The sequence below is a fragment of the Arthrobacter sp. zg.Y820 genome, assembly GCF_030125555.1.
In the GTDB taxonomy this organism is placed as follows: domain Bacteria; phylum Actinomycetota; class Actinomycetes; order Actinomycetales; family Micrococcaceae; genus Arthrobacter_B.
In genome coordinates this window covers 575,564-594,599 of the sequence record NZ_JASKLX010000001.1, presented here as the reverse complement: position 1 = coordinate 594,599, position 19,036 = coordinate 575,564, and the positions used below count along the sequence as shown (strand labels likewise).

The 19,036-nt window shown below is 65.7% G+C and carries 15 protein-coding genes; all 15 read right to left on the bottom strand.

Going from position 1 to position 19,036, the window contains the following annotated elements; translation table 11 throughout:
- Window positions 1-40: 40 nt before the first annotated feature.
- A complete protein-coding gene (rpsG, locus tag QNN99_RS02790) occupies window positions 41-511 on the bottom strand; it encodes a 30S ribosomal protein S7 (protein WP_104052741.1) in 471 nt (156 codons plus the stop codon).
- 1 nt (window position 512) lies between these two features.
- Entirely contained in the window at window positions 513-887 is a 375-nt protein-coding gene (rpsL, locus tag QNN99_RS02785; protein WP_104052742.1) for a 30S ribosomal protein S12, read from the bottom strand.
- Window positions 888-1,238: 351 nt separating this feature from the next.
- Entirely contained in the window at window positions 1,239-2,036 is a 798-nt protein-coding gene (locus QNN99_RS02780) for an IclR family transcriptional regulator domain-containing protein (protein ID WP_229964881.1), read from the bottom strand.
- A gap of 32 nt (window positions 2,037-2,068) precedes the next feature.
- Complete coding sequence (locus QNN99_RS02775; protein WP_229964880.1) at window positions 2,069-2,758, bottom strand: 3-oxoacid CoA-transferase subunit B; 690 nt, start codon at window positions 2,756-2,758, stop codon at window positions 2,069-2,071.
- Window positions 2,755-3,438: a 3-oxoacid CoA-transferase subunit A gene (locus QNN99_RS02770; protein ID WP_229964879.1), complete on the bottom strand. Its 684-nt coding sequence runs from the start codon at window positions 3,436-3,438 to the stop codon at window positions 2,755-2,757. The genes QNN99_RS02775 and QNN99_RS02770 overlap by 4 nt, the downstream gene beginning before the upstream one ends.
- Before the next feature lie 12 nt (window positions 3,439-3,450).
- Window positions 3,451-4,653: a thiolase family protein gene (locus tag QNN99_RS02765; RefSeq protein ID WP_229964878.1), complete on the bottom strand. Its 1,203-nt coding sequence runs from the start codon at window positions 4,651-4,653 to the stop codon at window positions 3,451-3,453.
- Window positions 4,650-5,072: a 4-carboxymuconolactone decarboxylase gene (gene pcaC, locus QNN99_RS02760; RefSeq protein ID WP_284015517.1), complete on the bottom strand. Its 423-nt coding sequence runs from the start codon at window positions 5,070-5,072 to the stop codon at window positions 4,650-4,652. The genes QNN99_RS02765 and pcaC overlap by 4 nt, the downstream gene beginning before the upstream one ends.
- A 6-nt stretch (window positions 5,073-5,078) precedes the next feature.
- Complete coding sequence (locus QNN99_RS02755; protein WP_229964877.1) at window positions 5,079-5,891, bottom strand: alpha/beta fold hydrolase; 813 nt, start codon at window positions 5,889-5,891, stop codon at window positions 5,079-5,081.
- Window positions 5,888-7,321 (bottom strand): lyase family protein, encoded by a 1,434-nt coding sequence (locus tag QNN99_RS02750; RefSeq protein WP_229964876.1) that lies wholly within the window; start codon window positions 7,319-7,321, stop codon window positions 5,888-5,890. The genes QNN99_RS02755 and QNN99_RS02750 overlap by 4 nt, the downstream gene beginning before the upstream one ends.
- A 3-nt stretch (window positions 7,322-7,324) precedes the next feature.
- Window positions 7,325-7,891, bottom strand: coding sequence for a protocatechuate 3,4-dioxygenase subunit alpha (gene pcaG, locus QNN99_RS02745; RefSeq protein WP_229964875.1), 567 nt, complete (start codon window positions 7,889-7,891; stop codon window positions 7,325-7,327).
- Window positions 7,891-8,715 carry a protocatechuate 3,4-dioxygenase subunit beta gene (pcaH, locus tag QNN99_RS02740; protein WP_229964874.1) on the bottom strand — a complete coding sequence of 275 codons (825 nt, stop codon included), beginning with the start codon at window positions 8,713-8,715 and terminating at the stop codon, window positions 7,891-7,893. Before pcaH ends, pcaG begins: the two co-directional genes overlap by 1 nt.
- 114 nt (window positions 8,716-8,829) lie before the next feature.
- Window positions 8,830-10,029, bottom strand: a complete 1,200-nt coding sequence (locus QNN99_RS02735) for a 4-hydroxybenzoate 3-monooxygenase (RefSeq protein ID WP_229964873.1) — start codon at window positions 10,027-10,029, stop codon at window positions 8,830-8,832.
- 78 nt (window positions 10,030-10,107) lie between these two features.
- Window positions 10,108-10,905, bottom strand: coding sequence for an IclR family transcriptional regulator (locus QNN99_RS02730; RefSeq protein ID WP_229964872.1), 798 nt, complete (start codon window positions 10,903-10,905; stop codon window positions 10,108-10,110).
- Between the two features lie 123 nt (window positions 10,906-11,028).
- On the bottom strand, window positions 11,029-14,919 hold the full coding sequence (locus QNN99_RS02725) for a DNA-directed RNA polymerase subunit beta' (protein ID WP_229964871.1): 3,891 nt from the start codon (window positions 14,917-14,919) through the stop codon (window positions 11,029-11,031).
- Between the two features lie 97 nt (window positions 14,920-15,016).
- Window positions 15,017-18,517: a DNA-directed RNA polymerase subunit beta gene (gene rpoB, locus QNN99_RS02720; protein WP_229964870.1), complete on the bottom strand. Its 3,501-nt coding sequence runs from the start codon at window positions 18,515-18,517 to the stop codon at window positions 15,017-15,019.
- Window positions 18,518-19,036: the final 519 nt, after the last annotated feature.

Genomic DNA, 19,036 nt, shown 5'->3' with positions numbered 1-19,036 from the left:
ATACAGGGCCTTCAGGAGTGGCCGCCGTCGGCCAGGCTTTTTACCAGCGGTAGTGAGCGAAGGCCTTGTTGGATTCAGCCATCTTGTGGGTGTCTTCGCGGCGCTTCACTGCAGCACCGAGACCGTTGGACGCATCCAGGATCTCGTTGCGCAGACGCTCGGTCATGGTCTTCTCGCGGCGGGCCTTGGAGTAGCCAACCAGCCAGCGCAGTGCCAGTGCAGTTGCACGGCCCGGCTTGACCTCGACGGGAACCTGGTAGGTGGCACCGCCGACGCGGCGGGACTTGACCTCAAGGCTCGGCTTGATGTTGTCCATGGCCTTCTTCAGGGCTGCAACGGGGTCTCCCCCGGTCTTCTCCTGAGCGCCTGCAAGTGCACCGTAAACGATGCGCTCTGCGGTGGACTTCTTGCCGTCAACGAGAACCTTGTTGATCAGCTGAGTGACCAGAGGGGAGCCGTAAACGGGATCCAGTACTAGCGGCCGCTTGGGGGCCGGACCCTTGCGGGGCATATTACTTCTTCTCCATCTTCGCGCCGTAACGGCTGCGAGCCTGCTTGCGGTTCTTGACACCCTGGGTGTCCAGTGCGCCACGAACAATCTTGTAACGAACACCGGGCAGGTCCTTCACTCGACCGCCGCGAACGAGGACGATGGAGTGTTCCTGCAGGTTGTGACCTACACCGGGAATGTAAGCGGTTACTTCAATGCCGCCGTTGAGGCGCACGCGGGCAACCTTACGGAGCGCAGAGTTCGGCTTCTTCGGGGTGGTGGTGTAAACGCGGGTGCAAACACCACGGCGCATGGGGCTTCCCTGAAGGGCGGGAGCCTTGGTCTTGGAGACCTTGGGTGACCGGCCCTTGCGGACCAGCTGCTGAATCGTAGGCACTTTCGTGTTCTCCGTTTTTTCTCGAGAGTGTAATTCTCTTGGTTGCTCCGCCCCGCTGTCAGCTGTCGGAACAGCCGAGGCGATGCGCTTTAAGTCGTCGTTGCCGCAATGCCCCCGAGAAGTTCCGATACTCTCGCGGAAGCGACCGTAGGCGTGCAAAAGTGTGGCATTCGTTGCACAGGAACCCTGCAACCCGGAAACAGGCCCGCCGCACCAGGATCCCGAGGGGATTCCGTGAGCGTCCTTCATCCACTGCCACACAAACAATTGATTACCAGTCTAGCAGACTTAAGCCTTGCGTCCCGCAGGTGCGCCCTAAGTCACTTTCGGCCCCGGGAGGGCCGGCGGGCTTCAGGCCCAGCCGCGGGCGGCAAGTGCGGCGGTAATCTTCTCCGAGGCCTCTTGGAGGGCCGGCAGCACTGACGCAACAGCTTCTTCCAGCGTACCTTCCCCGGCGCCCAGGGTTGCCTGCATGGAGGTGTTGATTGCGGCCACCACCTCTCCCCCGGCTCCGCGGACCGGAACGGCAACGGACCGCAGCCCGGATTCCAGTTCCTGGTCAACCACGGCCCACCCGGCTTCCCGAACCCGGCGCACCTCGTCCCCAAGGGCTCCGGGGTCCGTGACAGTACGGTCCGTGAACGGTTCCAGCCGCACCTCGGCCAGGTACTTCTCGAGTGCCGGTTCCGAAAGACCCGCCAGCAGGACACGGCCCATGGACGTGGCATAGGCCGGGAACCGGGTGCCGACGGCGATGCCCACCCGCATCAGGCGGCGGGTGTGGATGCGGGCCACATAGACGATCTCCTCACCGTCCAGGATGGACGCCGAGGTCGACTCGGAGACCTTGCGGGAGAGATCCTCGAGCAGCGGCTGGGCCAGCTGCGGCAGGGTCTGGCCTGAGAGGTAGGAGTAACCCAGGGCCAGCACCAGGGCGGTGAGCTCGAAGTTCCGTCCATCGGTGCGCACGTAGCCGAGTTCCTCGAGCGTCAGCAGAAACCGGCGGGCCGTGGCGCGGGTCAGTCCGGTGCGGCGTGAGACCTCGCTCAGGGTCATCCGGACGTGTTCGGCGTCGAAGGCCCGGATGACGCTGAGCCCGCGGGCCAGCGACTGCACATACTGGCCGGTGGGGGCCGGAGTCTCGGTCATATCTCCCTTAAAGGAACGAGTGCCGGGAACGCCTATTCGACGCCCGGATCACGGATCAGCGGAATGTCCATGCCGGCCGCAAGCTCCTCGAAGCTGACGCCGTGGGTTTCCCGCACATGCACGCCGTCGTCCTCAAGCAGGAAGACCGCCTCACCAGTGTAGACGCGGGTTACGCAACCGACGCCGGTCAGCGGATAGGTGCATTCCGAAACCAGCTTGCTGACGCCCTCCCGCGTGAACAGGGACATCATGACGTACACGTCCTTGGCACCGGTGGCCAGGTCCATGGCTCCGCCGACGGCGGGGATGGCGTCGGGCGCACCGGTGTGCCAGTTGGCCAGGTCCCCGGAGGCCGAGACCTGAAAGGCTCCCAGGACGCACACGTCGAGGTGTCCGCCGCGCATGATGGCGAAGGAATCGGCGTGATGGAAGTAGGCAGCTCCGGGCAGCTCGGTGACGGGAATCTTGCCGGCATTGATGAGGTCACCGTCAACCTCGTCCCCGCGGGCCTCCGGACCCATCCCCAGCATCCCGTTTTCGGTGTGCAGGGTAACGTTCTGCTCCGGCAGGAGGTAGTTCGACACCAGGGTGGGCTGGCCGATGCCCAGGTTCACGAACGAACCGGGCGCGATGTCCCGGGCCACCAGTTCGGCGAGCTGGTTCTTGTCCAGGCGGGCGCTGTGGGCGGTTACGGCCTGTGTGTCTTCGATGCGGTTGCTCATGCTGCTGCCGGCTCCTGTTCCTGTTCCACGCGGACCAGCGTGTTGACGTAGATTCCGGGGGTCACGACCGCCTCGGGGTCCAATGCTCCGACGTCCACCAGGTCGCGGACCTGAACAATGGCGTTCTTCGCGGCGGCCGCCATGATGGGGCCGAAATTGCGGGCGGTCTTGCGGTAAACCAGGTTCCCGGCGGCGTCGCCCCGCAGTGCCTTGACCAGCGCGAAGTCCGCCTGCAGCGGAGACTCGAAAACGTAGCCCCGGCCGTCAATCATCCGGGTTTCCTTGCCCTCGGCCAGCGGGGTGCCGAAGGCGGTGGGAGTGAAGAACCCGCCGATGCCGGCGCCTGCGGCGCGGATGCGTTCCGCGAGGTTGCCCTGCGGCACCAGCTCGAGCTCGATCTCCCCGGCGCGGAACTTGGCGTCGAAAATCTGGGAGTCGGACTGGCGCGGGAAAGAGCAGATGATTTTCTTCACCCGGCCGGCGCCGATCAGCGCGGCCAGGCCGTGCTCCCCGTTTCCGGCGTTGTTGTTCACCACCGTCAGGTCCCTTGCCCCCTGGCGCAGCAGTGCTTCAATCAGCTCGACGGGCTGCCCGGCCTGGCCAAACCCGCCGATCATGACGGTGGCGCCGTCGTGGATCGGCGCTACTGCCTGGTCGACGTCCTGCACAATGTTGAGCACGGTTCTCCTCCGCTAGTTCTTCGTGTTTTCCAGGACGACGGCCAGGCCCTGGCCCACGCCGATGCAGATGGCGGCCACGCCCCAGCGCTCGCCGGAGGCTTCCAGCCGGCGTGCCAGCGTGCCCAGGATCCGAGCGCCGGAGGCTCCGAGCGGATGACCGATGGCGACGGCGCCGCCCCAGGCATTAACAATGGCCGGGTCGATGTCCCAGGCGTCCATGCAGGCCAGGGACTGTGCGGCGAAGGCTTCGTTGAGTTCGACGGCGGCCACATCGCCCCAGCCGATGCCGGCGCGTTTCAGTGCCAGGTTGGCCGCCTCCACCGGGGCGTACCCGAAGAACTGCGGCTCGTTCGCGGCGGCGCCTCGTCCTGCAATGCGGGCCAGCGGGGCCAGGCCCAGCAGGTCAGCGGCAGCATCGCTGCCCAGCCAGGCCGCGGAGGCGCCGTCGTTCAGGGGGGAGGCGTTGCCGGCGGTGACGGTGCCGCCGGACGCGTCGTCGGAGACGGGACGGAACACGGTCTTGAGCGTGGCCAGTTTCTCCGCTGTCGATCCGGCACGGATGGATTCGTCCCGGGCCAGGTCCACGCCGTCGACGGCGACGGTCAGGTTGTCGTAGCGGCCTTCATCCCAGGCCTTGGCGGCGAGGACGTGCGAGTGCGCCGCGAACTCGTCCTGCCGTTCACGGCTGATGCCGTATTTCTCACGCAGCTGTTCGGTGGCTTCTCCCAGGGAGACCGTCCACTCAGCCGGCATGGCGGGGTTCACCAGGCGCCACCCGAGAGTGGTGGAGGCGAGCGTCTGGTTGCCCGCGGGATAGGGCTTCTCATTCTTGGGCAGCACCCAGGGCGCGCGGCTCATGGACTCGGTGCCGCCGATCAGCATGAGGTCCGCTTCGCCGGTGTTGATCTGCCGGGAGGCAATCAGCGCGGCGTCCAGGGAGGATCCGCACAGCCGGTTCACCGTGGTGCCCGGCACCGAGGTGGGCAGGCCCGCCAGCAGGGAGGACATCCGGGCGACGTTGCGGTTTTCCTCACCGGCGCCGTTGGCGTTGCCGAAGACCACCTCGTCGATCCGGTCCGGATCCAGGCCCGGGGCGCGGGAAACCGCGGCGCGGATGACCTGAGCCCCGAGCTCGTCGGGCCGCACGCCGGCCAGGGCGCCGCCGAACTTGCCGAACGGGGTGCGGACGGCGTCGTAAATATAGGCCTGGTTCATCGTGTCTCCTCTGACATGGTTTCGGCGTCAATCCCGGCGAAAACGCCCTGGGCCACCTTGAACGCCGAGTTGGCCGACGGCACGCCGCAGTAGATGGCTGACTGCAGGATGATTTCCTTGATCTCGTCCCGGCTCAGCCCGTTGGTGAGCGCTGACCGGACGTGCATGGCGAATTCCTCCATGTGCCCGTGCGCAATCAGCGCCGTGAGCGTGATCGCGCTGCGCATGGTCCGCGGCAGGCCGGGGCGGGTCCAGATGCTCCCCCAGGCGTACTTGGTGATCAGGTCCTGGAAGTCCGAGGTGAAATCGTCCTTGGCGGCGTTCGCCCGGTCGACGTGAGCCGCCCCGAGCACTTCGCGGCGCACCGCCATGCCTTCGTCGTACACGTCCTGCTGGGTTTTGCCTGCATTCTCGATCACGGTGTCCTACAGTCCTTCCTGGTGCGCGGCGCCGAAGAAGCGGCGCAGGAGTTCAGCGGTTTCCGCCGGCTTCTCGGCCGGCAGCAGATGTGCGGCGCCGTCGACGACGGCGCTGGTTCCGTTGGGGGTGCCGTTGGCGATGAACTCGGCAAACGACGGCGGCGTCACCTCGTCGGCGGCGCCGGCCGCGGCAAGCACCGGCAGGGTGATGTCGCCGAGCTGCTCACGGACGTCGAAGCCGGCCAGGGCTTCGCAGCAGTACGCGTAGGAGAAGCGGTCTGCGTCCTGCAGCGAGTGCAGCAGCGCGGTCGCTGCCTCCTTTTCGCGCTCGATGAAGCCGGGGGCGAACCAGCGCTGGGCCGAGCCGGTCAGCACGGCGGGGGTGCCCTGGTTCCGCACCGTCGCAGCCCGGTCCAGCCAGCCCTCGGGTTCGCCGATCTTTGCCCCGGAGCACAGGATGGCCAGCCCCTCGAAGTCCTTGCCGTGGTCCAGGCCCAGCTGCAGTCCGACAACCCCGCCCAGGGACACCCCGGCGTAGCAAACGCCCTGCCCCGGGCCGATGTCACCGGCGTTGCGCGCTTCCTGCACCAGGGCGGCGACGGCGTCGGCCAGTTCCGCCACGGTGAATCCGTCCGTGGCTGCCGGACTGGTCCCGTGCCCGGGCAGGTCCCAGGCGATGACGGTGAATTCCGGGAGGGCCGCTGCCGTTGCTGACCACAGGGCCGTTCCGGAGGTGCCCAGGGACGGCCCGGCCACCAGGACGGGCGCTGCGGGTCCGGCGTAGCTGAGCCGGCTGGCTTTGATGACGGGGATGCTCACAACGAGCTCCTTCCCGGGTAGGCACTGACAATGCGGTCGATCAGGGCATCGGATTCGCCGAGGTAGTTGGCCGGTTCCAGCTGCGCCGAGAGCTCCGCGTCGGAGAGCACCTGCACCGGAACAGCGCCGCGCAGCAGCCCGGCCAGGGATTCACCGCCGGCCAGTGAGGCCGAGACCAGCTCCTGCAGGCGGGCCTTGCCGCTGCCGGGGCGGCCGGTCTCCTCAAGCAGCGGTGCGATCGTGGCCATCAGGCGTTCGCTGACCACCAGCGGTCCGGCGGCGGAGAGGTTCCGCTGCAGCGCTTCGGGATGGACGTCCAAACCCTCGGCCAGTTCGGCCAGTTTCTCCGCGGCCCCGGCGGCCAGGCGCAGCAGGGAGCGCAGCGCCTGCCATTCAACGTGCCAGGAGCCGCTGGGGCGTTCGTCGTCGGCGGTGCCGGCGGCGGCCTGCAGCTGGACTCCGTATCCGGGTCCGGCGAGGGCTGCGCTGCGGACGAGCACCGACAACACCGGGTTCTGTTTCTGCGGCATGGCCGAGGAACCGCCCCGGCCGGCCGCACGGGGTTCGGAGACCTCGCCGATTTCGGGCCGGCTCATCAGCAGCACGTCGTTGGCGATCTTTCCGGCTGCGGAGAGCAGGTCCTGCAGTGCTGCGCCGAGTCCGGTGACCGGCAGCCGGTTGCCCTGCCAGGGTGCCACGGGAGCGGCCAGGCCCAGACGCGCGGCCAGGGCGTCGCTGAGCTCCAGCGGCGCCGCCGCCGAAGAGCTGCCGTCCACCGCCGTGCGCAGGGCCGCCAGGGTTCCGGAAGCACCGCCCCACTGCAGCGGCAGTCCGGCCGCCGCGGTGTCCAGCGCGGCTGCGGCGGAGCCGAAACCGTGCAGCCACTGCGCAGCGCGCAGGCCAAAGGTTGACGGCAGCGAATGCTGGGTCAGGGTCCGGGCCACGCAGAGCGTGCCGCGGTGTTCCACGGCGAGGGCCGCCAGCGCCGACATGGTCCGGCCGGCGTCCTCGCGGATGACCTGCAGCGAGCGTGCCGCCATAACCATCAGGGCGGTGTCCAGGATGTCCTGGCTGGTGGCGGCCAGGTGCACGGCGGCAGCCGCTGCGGGGTCTTCCTTCCGGACCCGGGCGCGCAGGTCGGCCAAGAGCGGAATCACCGGATTGCCGCCCCCGGCGGACCGTGCGGCAAGGGCTGCCGGGTCGTACAGGTCCGCACGGCAGGCCGGAGCGACGGCGCCGGGCACCGACGCCGGCACGATCCCCGCGTCGGCCAGGACGTGCAGCCAGGCCAGTTCGACGTCGAGCATCGCCTGCAGCAGCTGGCGGTCGCCGGTCAGCGCGGCGCCCCGGGTGCCGGCCCACGCCGGCGACAGCAGTCCGTAGTCTGCGCTGTCGCCGTGGCCTCTATCGTCGCCGTGCGTGCCGTTCATGCGCTATGCCTCGGGGTAGGCGAGGAAGACGGTTTCGCCGTCGCCCTGCAGCGTGATGTCGAACCGCAGCCCGCCGTCGGCTTCGCGGGCGGCGATCAGGGTGGAGCGCCGCTCGGGCGGCAGCGAGGACAGCAGCCGGTCGCGGGCCAGCGCCTCTTCGTTCTCCGGCAGGTAGATCCGGGTGTGGAGCTTGTTCATCAGCCCGCGGCCGAAAATGAGCAGCGAGATGAACGGCGCCGCCCCGTCCTCCGTCGCCCCGGGGTTGACGGTGGTGAACGTGTAGTGGCCCGCCCCGTCAACGGCAGCCCGGCCCCAGCCGGTGAAGGTGTAGCCGTCGCGCACGAGCGAGCCGGGTTCCTGCGAGATGTTGCCGGCGGCATCTGCCTGCCAGATTTCGAGCAGCGCGTCGGGAACGGTTTCGCCGGCTCCGTCGCGGACGGTGCCGTGCAGCCGGATCGAACCGGGAAGGCCCGGAGCGAGCAGCTGGCTGTCCCTCTCGAAGGGCAACGCGTAACCGTAAAAGGGGCCGACGGTCTGCGCCGGGGTGGGCTGAAGCTTCTGCTCGCTCATTACTCTGCGTCCTCTTCTTCCATCCAGGTGCGGTTGCTGCCGCTGAGCACGATGTCCCAGTTGTAGCCGGTGGCCCATTCGTGCGCCGTCACGTTGTGGTCGTAGGTGGCGACGAGTGCGTCACGGGCCTTGGAATCGGTGATCGACTGATAGATCGGATCCAGCGTGAAGAGCGGATCACCGGGGAAGTACATCTGGGTCACCAACCGCTGGGTGAAGTCGGTGCCGAACAGCGAGAAGTGGATGTGCGCCGGACGCCAGGCGTTGTAGTGGTTCTTCCACGGGTACGGGCCGGGCTTGATCGTCGTGAACTGGTAGCCGCCGTCGTCGTCGGTCAGGCAGCGGCCGACGCCGGTGAAGTTGGGATCGATCGGGGCCGGGTGCTGGTCGCGCTTATGGATGTAGCGGCCGGCGGAGTTCGCCTGCCAGACTTCCACGAGCTGGTTGCGCACCGGCCGGCCGCTGCCGTCAAGGACACGGCCGCGAACGATGATGCGCTCGCCCAGGGGGTCGCCGTTGTGCTGGATGGTCAGGTCGCTCTCCAGCGCGTGGACGTCCTGATGGCCGAACGCCGGTGACCACAGCTCGATGGTTTCGGGGTCAGCGTGGTGCAGGTCCTTGGTGGGATGGCGCAGGATGGAGCTGCGGTACGGCGTGAAATCCCGCCGGGGCTGGGTTTCCTCCGGCCGGCCGTCGGCTACGCCCTTGCCGTAGGCGCCGTGGATCTCCCGGATCTCCGCAGTGATTTCATCCTGCGACGCCTGAGCGGAATCCGGCCCTGTGATGACATGGCTGTCCTGAAACTGATCTTCTTCGATCTCCATGGTTTTTCCTTTCAACGGAACCTTTTCCTGCCCGGACCGCCGGGCACTCCGAGGTCGTCACTACCCTACGGGATTGTTCACTTTGTGTACAGATGTTCAGGATGCGAACAATTGTTACGGATTGCCCGGCCACCCCGTGTAGGCCTCGGCGAGGTAGGCACTGCCGTGGCGGGAGGCGACGACGCCGGCAAGCTCGCCCAGCGCCCGCTTGCGCTCGAAATCGCTGGCATCCGTGCGGGTGTGCAGCATTGACGTCATCCAGTAGGAAAAGTTCTGGGCGCGCCAGACCCGCTCCAACGCGCGGTCGCTGTAGCCGTCCAGCAGGCCGCTTCCGTTGCCGGCGCAGAAGGATTCAATGGCTTCGAAGAGGACCCGGACGTCGGCCAGGGCGAGATTCAGCCCCTTGGCGCCGGTCGGCGGCACTGTGTGTCCGGCGTCGCCGGCCAGGAACAGGTTGCCGTAGCGCAGCGGTTCGCAGACGTAGCTGCGGAATTTCAGGAGCGTCTTTTCGAAGATGGGGCCGCGCTTGAGTTCGAAGCCGTCAGGACCGTCCACGCGCTGCTGCAGTTCGTTCCAAATCTGATCTTCGGTCCAGGCATCGGGGTCTTCGGTCGGATCCGCCTGGAAGTACATGCGCTGGACGGTGTCGCTGCGCTGGCTGATCAGGGCAAAACCCCGGTCCGAGTTGGCATAGATCAGTTCCGGTGCGCTCGGGGGCGCTTCGGTGAGGATCCCGAACCAGGCGAAGGGGTACTCGATGAAGTTGTCCCGGCGGTGTTCAGCGGGAATGGACCGCCGGCAGACGCCCTGGGAGCCGTCAGCCCCCACCAGGATCTCGCAGTGGATCTCGAACTCGGCGCCGTCGGCTTCGGTGAAGCGGATTTTGGGGGTGCCGGTCAGCAGGTCAAGGACCTCGGTGCCGGAGACTGCGTACCGCACGTCGCCGCCGTCGCGGTCCCGAGCGGCGGCCAGGTCCACGAATACCTCGTTTTGCGGATAGAGCCATACTGACTCTCCCACCAGGTCCTGGAAATCCAAACGGTGGCTGACGCCGCCGAAGCGCAGGTCGATGCCGTCGTGCCGGTGGCCGTGGGTGAGGACACGGTTGCTCACGCCGCCCTCCGTCAGCATGCGCACGGATCCGTGTTCCAGGATCCCCGCACGGTGCGTGGTCCGGATGGCCTCGTGGTCCCGCTTCTCAACCACGATGTTGTCGATCCCGGCGGAGGCCAGGAGGTGGGACAGCATGAGCCCTGCGGGGCCGCCGCCCACAATGCCGACAGTGGTTTTCAGGACAGTGCGCGCTGCGCCCATGCAGTACTCCTTGGATGACGACCGATTGGAACTGTCTTCCAGTGTGAGCGGCGGCACAGGGGCACTGCTAAGCGGTTCTCATTGAATGGGAAAGGTTGCGTTGTGGTGCGGCCCGGCATGGGCGGAGCCCACCCCGAGCCCGCGGGTGATCCCCCGAGCCGCCGTCATCAGCGCGGGCACCGTGGCGGCGGGATTTTCGGCGCCGGTGGGCACCACCACGCCGATGGCGGCGACGGCGTTGCCGGCGGCGTCGAAAACGGGAACGGCGATGCCGGTGGTTTCGGGCACGACGATCCCGGGCAGGCTGGCGTATCCGTACTGGCGCATCGCGGCCCACTGCTGCCTCAGCCCGTCGCCGGAGGGTGCGGCGTCCTGCCCGGCTCCGGCGGCGCTCCGCCCGAGGTAGGCCTCCTGGACATGCCGTGGCGAGTGCGCCATCATCACCATCCCGGACGAGGAGATGTGCAGCGGCAGCCGGTTGGCGACCCGGGCCCGGTTCAGGACCGACCCGCGGCTGGACAGCCGTTCGATAAAGAGCACCTCGTCGTCCTGCAGCACCGACAGTTGGGTGTGCTGGCGCACCACGGCCTGGATGTCCTCCATGAACGGCATGGCGACCGCCCTGAGGTCCAGGGCGCTGGCACTGCGGCTGGCCAGTTCCCAGAGCCGTATGCCCGGCCGGATGCCTCCCCCGGGCTCGCGCTGCAGCAGGCCGTGGGCCACCAGGTCGGTCGCCAGCCGGTGCGTCGTAGAAAGCGGCAGGCCGGCGCGCCGGGACAGCGCGGCGACGGACATTGCGGGGTGCGTCCCGTCAAACGCGCTGATGATGCGCACGATCCGGCTAGTCATGGAGTCGCCGGAGGGGGAATTGGCCATTCTGAAAGTCTGGCACAGCGTGAGCGGCACTTCGCTTAACGCGGAAGGTCCCGCACCAAACGGTGCGGGACCTTCCCTTGCTTCAGGCCGGTTTCGGGCGAAACCGGGACGAAGCGTTACTGGTTAGCGGAAGTCGCTGCCCATGTCGTAGTCATCCAGCGGGATGGCGTGGAACTCGGGGCTCAGGCCGCCGTCCACTCCGGCGTAGTCGAAGTCGCTGAAGGCGCTCGGGCCGGTGAACAGATTGGCCTTTGCTTCTTCGGTCGGCTCGACAGTGACCTCGGTGTAACGGGGCAGGCCCGTTCCGGCCGGGATCAGCTTACCGATGATGACGTTTTCCTTGAGGCCGAGCAGCGGATCGCTCTTGCCTTCCATGGCCGCCTGCGTCAGGACGCGGGTGGTTTCCTGGAAGGAAGCAGCGGACAGCCAGGACTCGGTCGCCAGCGATGCCTTGGTGATACCCATGAGCTCGGGACGGCCGGAGGCCGGCTTCTTGCCCTCGGAAACCACGCGGCGGTTCTCGTTCTCGAAGCGGCGGCGCTCGGCCAGCTCACCGGGGAGCAGGTCGGAGTCGCCGGACTCGATCACGGTCACGCGGCGCAGCATCTGGCGGACGATGACTTCCACGTGCTTGTCGTGGATGCCTACGCCCTGGCTGCGGTACACGCGCTGGACTTCGTCCACCAGGAATTCCTGTGCCTTGCGCGGGCCGAGGATACGGAGGATCTGCTTGGGATCCACCGCACCGAAGACCAGCTGCTGGCCAACCTCGACGTGGTCGCCGTCGGCAACCAGGAGGCGGGCACGGCGCAGGACCGGGTACGCGATTTCCTCGGAGCCGTCATCGGGAGTGACAACCAGACGCATCTGGCGGTCGGACTCTTCGATGGTGACCCGGCCCGCGGTCTCGGAGATCGGAGCAACACCCTTGGGGGTACGTGCTTCGAAGAGCTCCTGGATACGGGGCAGACCCTGGGTGATATCTTCCGCGGAAGCAACACCACCGGTGTGGAAGGTACGCATGGTCAGCTGGGTACCCGGCTCACCAATGGACTGAGCGGCAATGATGCCCACGGCCTCGCCGATGTCCACGGTCTTACCCGTGGCCAGGGAGCGGCCGTAGCAAAGCGCACAGGTACCGACGGCGGACTCACAGGTGAGTACGGAGCGGACCTTGATGTCCGTGACGCCGGCTTCGAACAGCTTGGCGATGAGGACGTCGCCCACATCGTCGCCGCCCTTGGCCAGGACGTTGCCCTGGCCATCGGTGACGTCGGTGGCCAGCGTACGGGCGTACGCCGAGTTCTCGACCTCTTCGTGCAGCTGCAGTTCGCCGTTGGAGTCCGGAACCGCGATGGTCACGTTCAGGCCGCGCTCGGTGCCGCAGTCTTCCTCGCGGACGATGACGTCCTGGGAAACGTCCACCAGACGACGGGTCAGGTAACCCGAGTTGGCGGTACGCAGAGCGGTATCGGCGAGACCCTTACGGGCACCGTGGGTGGCGATGAAGTACTCCAGCACCGACAGGCCCTCGCGGTACGAGGACTTGATCGGGCGGGGAATGATCTCGCCCTTCGGGTTGGCCACCAGGCCACGGATACCGGCAATCTGCCGGACCTGCAGCCAGTTACCGCGGGCACCCGAAGACACCATGCGGTTGATGTTGTTTTCCTTGGGCATGTTAGCACGCATGGCCGCGGCAACCTCGTTGGTTGCCTTGTTCCAAATGTCGATGAGCTCCTGGCGGCGCTCGTCTTCAGCGATCAGGCCCTTGCCGTACTGCACTTCAACCTTGGCGGCCTGTGCTTCGTAAACCTCCATGATGGCCGGCTTGTCGATCGGCGCGGAGATGTCGGAGATGGCAACGGTAACGCCCGAGCGGGTGGCCCAGTAGAAACCGGCGTCCTTCAGGTTATCCAGCGTTGCCGCCGTCATGACCTTCGGGTAGCGCTCGGCCAGGTCGTTCACGATCGTGGACAGCTGGCCCTTGTCTGCAACCTTCTCAACCCACGGGTAGTCCGCCGGCAGGGTCTGGTTGAAGATGACCTGGCCCAGGGAGGTCTGGATGAGGGCGGGAGTGCCTTCGACCCAGCCTTCCGGAGCCGGACGGTCGGCGGAGGGCACGAAGCCGTCCAGGCGCATGCTGATCTGAGCGTTCAGGTCCAGCTCGCCAAGGTCGTACGCCATCAGGGCTTCGGACGGTGAGGTGAAGAACCGTCCTTCGCCTGCAACGCCTTCCTTCTTGGTGGTGAGGTGGTGCAGGCCGATGATCATATCCTGCGAGGGCAGGGTCACCGGACGGCCGTCCGAGGGCTTCAGGATGTTGTTCGAGGACAGCATCAGGATGCGTGCCTCGGCCTGGGCCTCCGGGCTCAGCGGCAGGTGCACTGCCATCTGGTCACCGTCGAAGTCGGCGTTGAACGCGCCGCAGACGAGCGGGTGCAGCTGAAGGGCCTTGCCTTCAACCAGCTGCGGCTCGAATGCCTGGATACCCAGGCGGTGCAGGGTGGGTGCACGGTTGAGCAGCACCGGGTGTTCGGTGATGATCTCTTCCAGCACGTCCCAGACCTGCGGGCGGAAACGCTCGACCATGCGCTTGGCGCTCTTGATGTTCTGCGCGTGGTTGAGGTCAACCAGGCGCTTCATCACGAACGGCTTGAAGAGCTCCAGGGCCATCTGCTTGGGCAGACCGCACTGGTGCAGCTTCAGCTGCGGGCCGACAACGATGACGGAACGGCCGGAGTAGTCAACGCGCTTACCCAGGAGGTTCTGGCGGAAGCGGCCCTGCTTGCCCTTGAGCATGTCGGACAGCGACTTCAGCGGACGGTTGCCCGGTCCGGTGACCGGACGGCCGCGGCGGCCGTTGTCGAACAGGGAGTCAACAGCTTCCTGGAGCATGCGCTTTTCGTTGTTCACGATGATCTCGGGGGCACCGAGGTCCAGCAGGCGCTTCAGGCGGTTGTTGCGGTTGATGACGCGGCGGTACAGGTCGTTGAGGTCGGACGTTGCGAAACGTCCGCCGTCGAGCTGAACCATCGGGCGCAGTTCCGGCGGGATCACCGGGACGGCGTCCAGGACCATGCCCAGCGGGCTGTTGGTCGTGGTCAGGAACGCGTTGACAACCTTCAGGCGCTTCAGGGCGCGCGTCTTGCGCTGGCCCTTGCCGTTCTGGATGATGTCGCGCAGCAGCTCGGACTCGGCCTGCATGTCAAAGTCCTCAAGGCGCTGCTTGATGGCTTCGGCACCCATGGAGCCCTCGAAGTACAGACCGTAGCGGTCGCGCAGTTCGCGGTAGAGGCCTTCGTCGCCCTCGAGGTCGCCGACCTTGAGGTTCTTGAAGCGTTCCCAGACCTGCTCGAGGCGCTCGATGTTGTTGTCGGCGTCGCGGCGGACCTTGGCCATCTGGCGGTCGGCGGAGTCGCGGGCCTTCTTCTTGTCGGCGGCCTTGGCGCCTTCGCCCTCGAGGCGGGTAATTTCGCCTTCAAGATCCTTGGCGATGGCGGCAATGTCGGAGTCGCGCTGGTCGACGAGGTGCTTGCGCTCCAGGTCGTGCTCGGCCTGCAGGTTCGGCAGTTCGGCGTGGCGGTTCTCTTCGTCGACCGAGGTGATCATGTAGGCAGCGAAGTAGATGACCTTTTCGAGGTCCTTCGGTGCCAGGTCCAGGAGGTAGCCCAGACGGGACGGAACACCCTTGAAGTACCAGATGTGGGTCACGGGAGCGGCGAGCTCGATGTGGCCCATGCGTTCGCGGCGCACCTTGGCACGGGTGACCTCGACGCCGCAGCGCTCACAGATGATGCCCTTGAAGCGCACGCGCTTGTACTTACCGCAGTAGCATTCCCAGTCGCGGGAAGGACCGAAGATCTTTTCGCAGAAAAGACCGTCCTTTTCCGGCTTCAGGGTTCGGTAGTTGATGGTTTCCGGCTTCTTGACCTCGCCGTAAGACCAACCGCGGATTTCATCCGCAGTGGCAAGGCCGATTCGCATAAGGCCGAACGTGGAATCGTTGGACATGGGTCCCTGTTCTCTCTTGTTCTCTAAATCTGAATGTCTCGGGTACGGGAAGGGGCTGCCGGAGGCCGGCCCGCGAAAAGCGGACCGGCCGGCTCGGCTAAACCTCTTCTACGGAGCTGGGCTCTGCGCGGGACAGATCAATACCCAGTTCTTCCGCGGCCCGGAAGACTTCTTCATCCGAGTCACGCATTTCAATCGTGTTGCCCTCGGTGGAGAGGACTTCCACATTCAGGCAGAGCGACTGCATTTCCTTGATGAGCACCTTGAAGGACTCCGGAACGCCGGGCTCCGGGATGTTCTCGCCCTTGACGATGGCCTCGTAGACCTTCACGCGGCCATGGATGTCATCCGACTTGATCGTCAGCAGTTCCTGCAGCGTGTAGGCAGCGCCGTACGCTTCCAGGGCCCAGACTTCCATTTCACCGAAGCGCTGGCCACCGAACTGTGCCTTACCACCCAGCGGCTGCTGCGTGATCATGGAGTACGGGCCGGTGGAGCGTGCGTGGATCTTGTCGTCGACAAGGTGGTGCAGCTTCAGGATGTACATGTAACCCACCGAGATGGGCTCCGGGAACGGCTGGCCGGAGCGGCCGTCGAACATCTTCGCCTTACCCGAGGCACCGATCAGGCGGTTGCCGTCACGGGTCACGTTGGTGGAGTCGAGCAGGCCGGTGATTTCGTCTTCACTGGCGCCGTCGAACACCGGGGTGGCAACCGTGGTGGGACCGGATTCACGCGGCAGGGACGGCAGGTTCTTGACCCAATCCGGCTCTCCCTCGATCTTCCAGCCCTGCTTGGCAGCCCACGCGAGGTGGATTTCCAGGACCTGGCCGACGTTCATTCGACCCGGAACACCCAGCGGGTTCAGGATGATGTCGACGGGGGTTCCGTCTTCCAGGAACGGCATATCCTCGATCGGCAGGATCTTGGAGATGACGCCCTTGTTGCCGTGGCGGCCGGCCAGCTTGTCGCCGTCCGTGATCTTGCGCTTGTGCGCCACGTAGACGCGCACCAGCTGGTTGACGCCCGGGGGCAGCTCGTCGTCGTTGTCACGGTCGAAGATGCGGACACCGATGACCGTTCCGGACTCGCCGTGGGGAACCTTCAGCGAGGTGTCGCGGACTTCGCGGCTCTTCTCACCGAAGATGGCGCGCAGCAGGCGCTCTTCCGGGGTCAGTTCCGTTTCGCCCTTGGGGGTGACGCGGCCAACCAGGATGTCGCCGGCTTCAACCTCGGCACCAATGTGGATGATGCCGCGCTCGTCCAGCTGGGAGAGCACTTCCTCCGACACGTTGGGGATGTCACGGGTGATTTCCTCGGCACCAAGCTTGGTGTCGCGGGCATCGACTTCGTGCTCCTCGATGTGGATGGAGGTCAGGACATCGTCCGACACCATGCGCTGCGAGAGGATGATGGCATCTTCGTAGTTGTGGCCTTCCCATGACATGAATGCCACGAGCAGGTTCTTACCCAGAGCCAGCTCGCCCTGGTCCGTGGAGGGACCGTCGGCGATGATGCTGTTGACCTCGACGCGTGCGCCTTCGGAGACCAGTACCCGCTGGTTGTACGCGTTGCCCTGGTTGGAGCGCGCGAACTTCATGATCGGGTAGCTGGAATCAGTGCCGTCGTCGTTCATCACGGTGACGAGATCAGCGGAGACCTCGGTGACGACACCCGGCTTGACGGCGGTAACGGAGTCACCGGCGTCAACGGCGGCGTACTTCTCCATGCCGGTACCCACAACGGGGCGCTCGGAACGGAGCAGCGGCACTGCCTGGCGCTGCATGTTCGCACCCATGAGGGCGCGGTTGGCGTCATCGTGCTCCAGGAACGGAATCAGGGCGGTGGCCACCGACACCATCTGGCGCGGCGAGACGTCCATGTATTCCACACCGTTGGGCTCAACGAGAACCGGCTCGCCGGAACCGCCGCGGGCACGGACGAGGACGAGGTCCTCGGCGAAGTGCTGGTCTTCGCGCAGCGGAGCGTTTGCCTGGGCAATGGTGCGCTCAACTTCGTCGTCGGCGGTCAGGTAATCAACCTGGTCCGTGACGACGCCGTCGATGACCTTGCGGTACGGGGTTTCGATGAAACCGAACGCGTTGATCCGGGCGTAGGACGCCAGCGAACCGATCAGGCCGATGTTCGGGCCTTCAGGGGTTTCGATGGGGCACATGCGGCCGTAGTGCGAGGGGTGAACGTCTCGGACTTCCATGCCTGCACGGTCACGGGACAGACCACCCGGGCCCAGCGCGGACAGGCGGCGCTTGTGCGTCAGTCCGGCGAGCGGGTTGTTCTGGTCCATGAACTGCGAGAGCTGGGAGGTTCCGAAGAACTCCTTGATCGCTGCCACGACGGGCCGGATGTTGATCAGGGTCTGCGGCGTGATGGCCTCGACGTCCTGAGTGGTCATGCGCTCACGCACAACGCGCTCCATGCGGGACAGGCCCGTACGGATCTGGTTTTCGATGAGCTCGCCGACGGCGCGGATACGGCGGTTGCCGAAGTGGTCGATGTCGTCAACCTCGACGCGGATGTCCACGTCGTCGCCGTTGCGCTTGCCCGGTACGGTCTTCTCGCCGGCGTGCAGGGCTACGAGGAACTTGATCATCGCAACGATGTCTTCGTTGTTCAGGACCGAAGCATCGGAATCCGTCAGCGGCTTGTCGATGCCCAGCTTGCGGTTGATCTTGTAACGGCCAACCTTGGCCAGGTCGTAGCGCTTCGGGTTGAAGTACAGGTTGTCCAGCAGGGTCTGGGCAGCCTCAACCGTGGGCGGCTCGCCCGGACGGAGCTTGCGGTAGATGTCCAGGAGGGCATCCTCACGGGTTTCCGTGGGGTCCTTCTCCAGGGTGGCGCGGATCGAGTCGTACTCGCCGAAGGTCTCCAGGATCTGGCCTTCGGTCCAGCCCAGGGCCTTGAGCAGGACGGTAACTGACTGCTTGCGCTTGCGGTCAAGGCGAACGCCGACCTGATCGCGCTTGTCGATTTCCAGTTCAAACCATGCACCGCGGGAAGGAATGATCTTCGCGGTGTAGATGTCCTTGTCACTGGTCTTGTCCGCGGTGCGCTCGAAGTAGGCACCCGGCGAACGGACCAGCTGGGAAACAACGACACGCTCGGTGCCGTTGATGACGAACGTTCCCTTGTCTGTCATCAGGGGGAAGTCGCCCATGAACACGGTCTGCTGCTTGATTTCGCCCGTGTTGTTGTTCATGAACTCGGCCTTAACGTACAACGGGGCCGAGTAGGTTGCGTCCCGGTCCTTGCACTCAGCCATGGTGTACTTCGGGTCGGCAAATTCCGGCTCGGTGAAACTCAGGGACATGGTGCCCTGGAAGTCTTCGATCGGGGAGATTTCCTCGAAGATGTCGGCCAGGCCGGAGGTGGTGGCAATGCCCTGTTCCCCGGTCTGCTTGGCCTTTTCTACGCGCGCCTTCCAGCGCTCGTTGCCGACAAGCCAGTCAAAGCTGTCGGTCTGCAGGGCAAGAAGATTGGGAACGTCAAGCGGTTCGTGAATCTTTGCGAATGAAATCCGGGGAGCGATGTTCTCCGGGATGTTAGCGGTTGCATTATTAGAGGTGCTCGAGGCGACCAAGAGGGATCCTTCCACAGACCTTCAGGCGTGTTTCGCGCCTCCTTCTCTGCACAGAGCGGACCTGGTCCGCGTGCGTCCTTGCATCCTGCCGGGCGCGCGAAGACGCGGCCTGGCACAGGACAAAGCCCACCGCTATATGAAGGCTGAAGGTTAAGAGAGGGAAGCAAATATTAACTATAGGGCATTGCGGGCAGACAAGTCTACCCGGTACCGCAACCCCTGCTTCGCTCGACCCGCCGGACCGTGTCTGGATTCGAGAGAATTCGATCAACCAGATCACCGTGGAACGGGGAGCTACAGGCAACACCGGCGCACCGCTGACGCATCGGATACAGATATCTTACCGCACGATGCGCGGATCGCACGTCCAGGTGGTGCGCAAGGCCTCCCCGCGGTGTGATGACACTCTCCTCCGCCCCGCCGGTTGGCGTACCCTAGTTCCAGCGCTCGATCCGTGCCCGCCGTCCCAGCGGACGCCGGGCAGGTGCCTGGTGCACCGCCGGCCGCACCCAACATTCA

Bases quoted from the DNA above. Each gene is read 5' to 3' on its own strand.
- rpsG (WP_104052741.1), bottom strand. From the start codon at position 511: ATGCCCCGCAAGGGTCCGGCCCCCAAGCGGCCGCTAGTACTGGATCCC.
- QNN99_RS02780 (WP_229964881.1), bottom strand. From the start codon at position 2,036: ATGACCGAGACTCCGGCCCCCACCGGCCAGTATGTGCAGTCGCTGGCC.
- QNN99_RS02775 (WP_229964880.1), bottom strand. From the start codon at position 2,758: ATGAGCAACCGCATCGAAGACACACAGGCCGTAACCGCCCACAGCGCC.
- QNN99_RS02765 (WP_229964878.1), bottom strand. From the start codon at position 4,653: ATGAACCAGGCCTATATTTACGACGCCGTCCGCACCCCGTTCGGCAAG.
- QNN99_RS02750 (WP_229964876.1), bottom strand. From the start codon at position 7,321: ATGAACGGCACGCACGGCGACGATAGAGGCCACGGCGACAGCGCAGAC.
- pcaG (WP_229964875.1), bottom strand. From the start codon at position 7,891: ATGAGCGAGCAGAAGCTTCAGCCCACCCCGGCGCAGACCGTCGGCCCC.
- pcaH (WP_229964874.1), bottom strand. From the start codon at position 8,715: ATGGAGATCGAAGAAGATCAGTTTCAGGACAGCCATGTCATCACAGGG.
- QNN99_RS02735 (WP_229964873.1), bottom strand. From the start codon at position 10,029: ATGGGCGCAGCGCGCACTGTCCTGAAAACCACTGTCGGCATTGTGGGC.
- QNN99_RS02730 (WP_229964872.1), bottom strand. From the start codon at position 10,905: ATGGCCAATTCCCCCTCCGGCGACTCCATGACTAGCCGGATCGTGCGC.
- QNN99_RS02725 (WP_229964871.1), bottom strand. From the start codon at position 14,919: ATGTCCAACGATTCCACGTTCGGCCTTATGCGAATCGGCCTTGCCACT.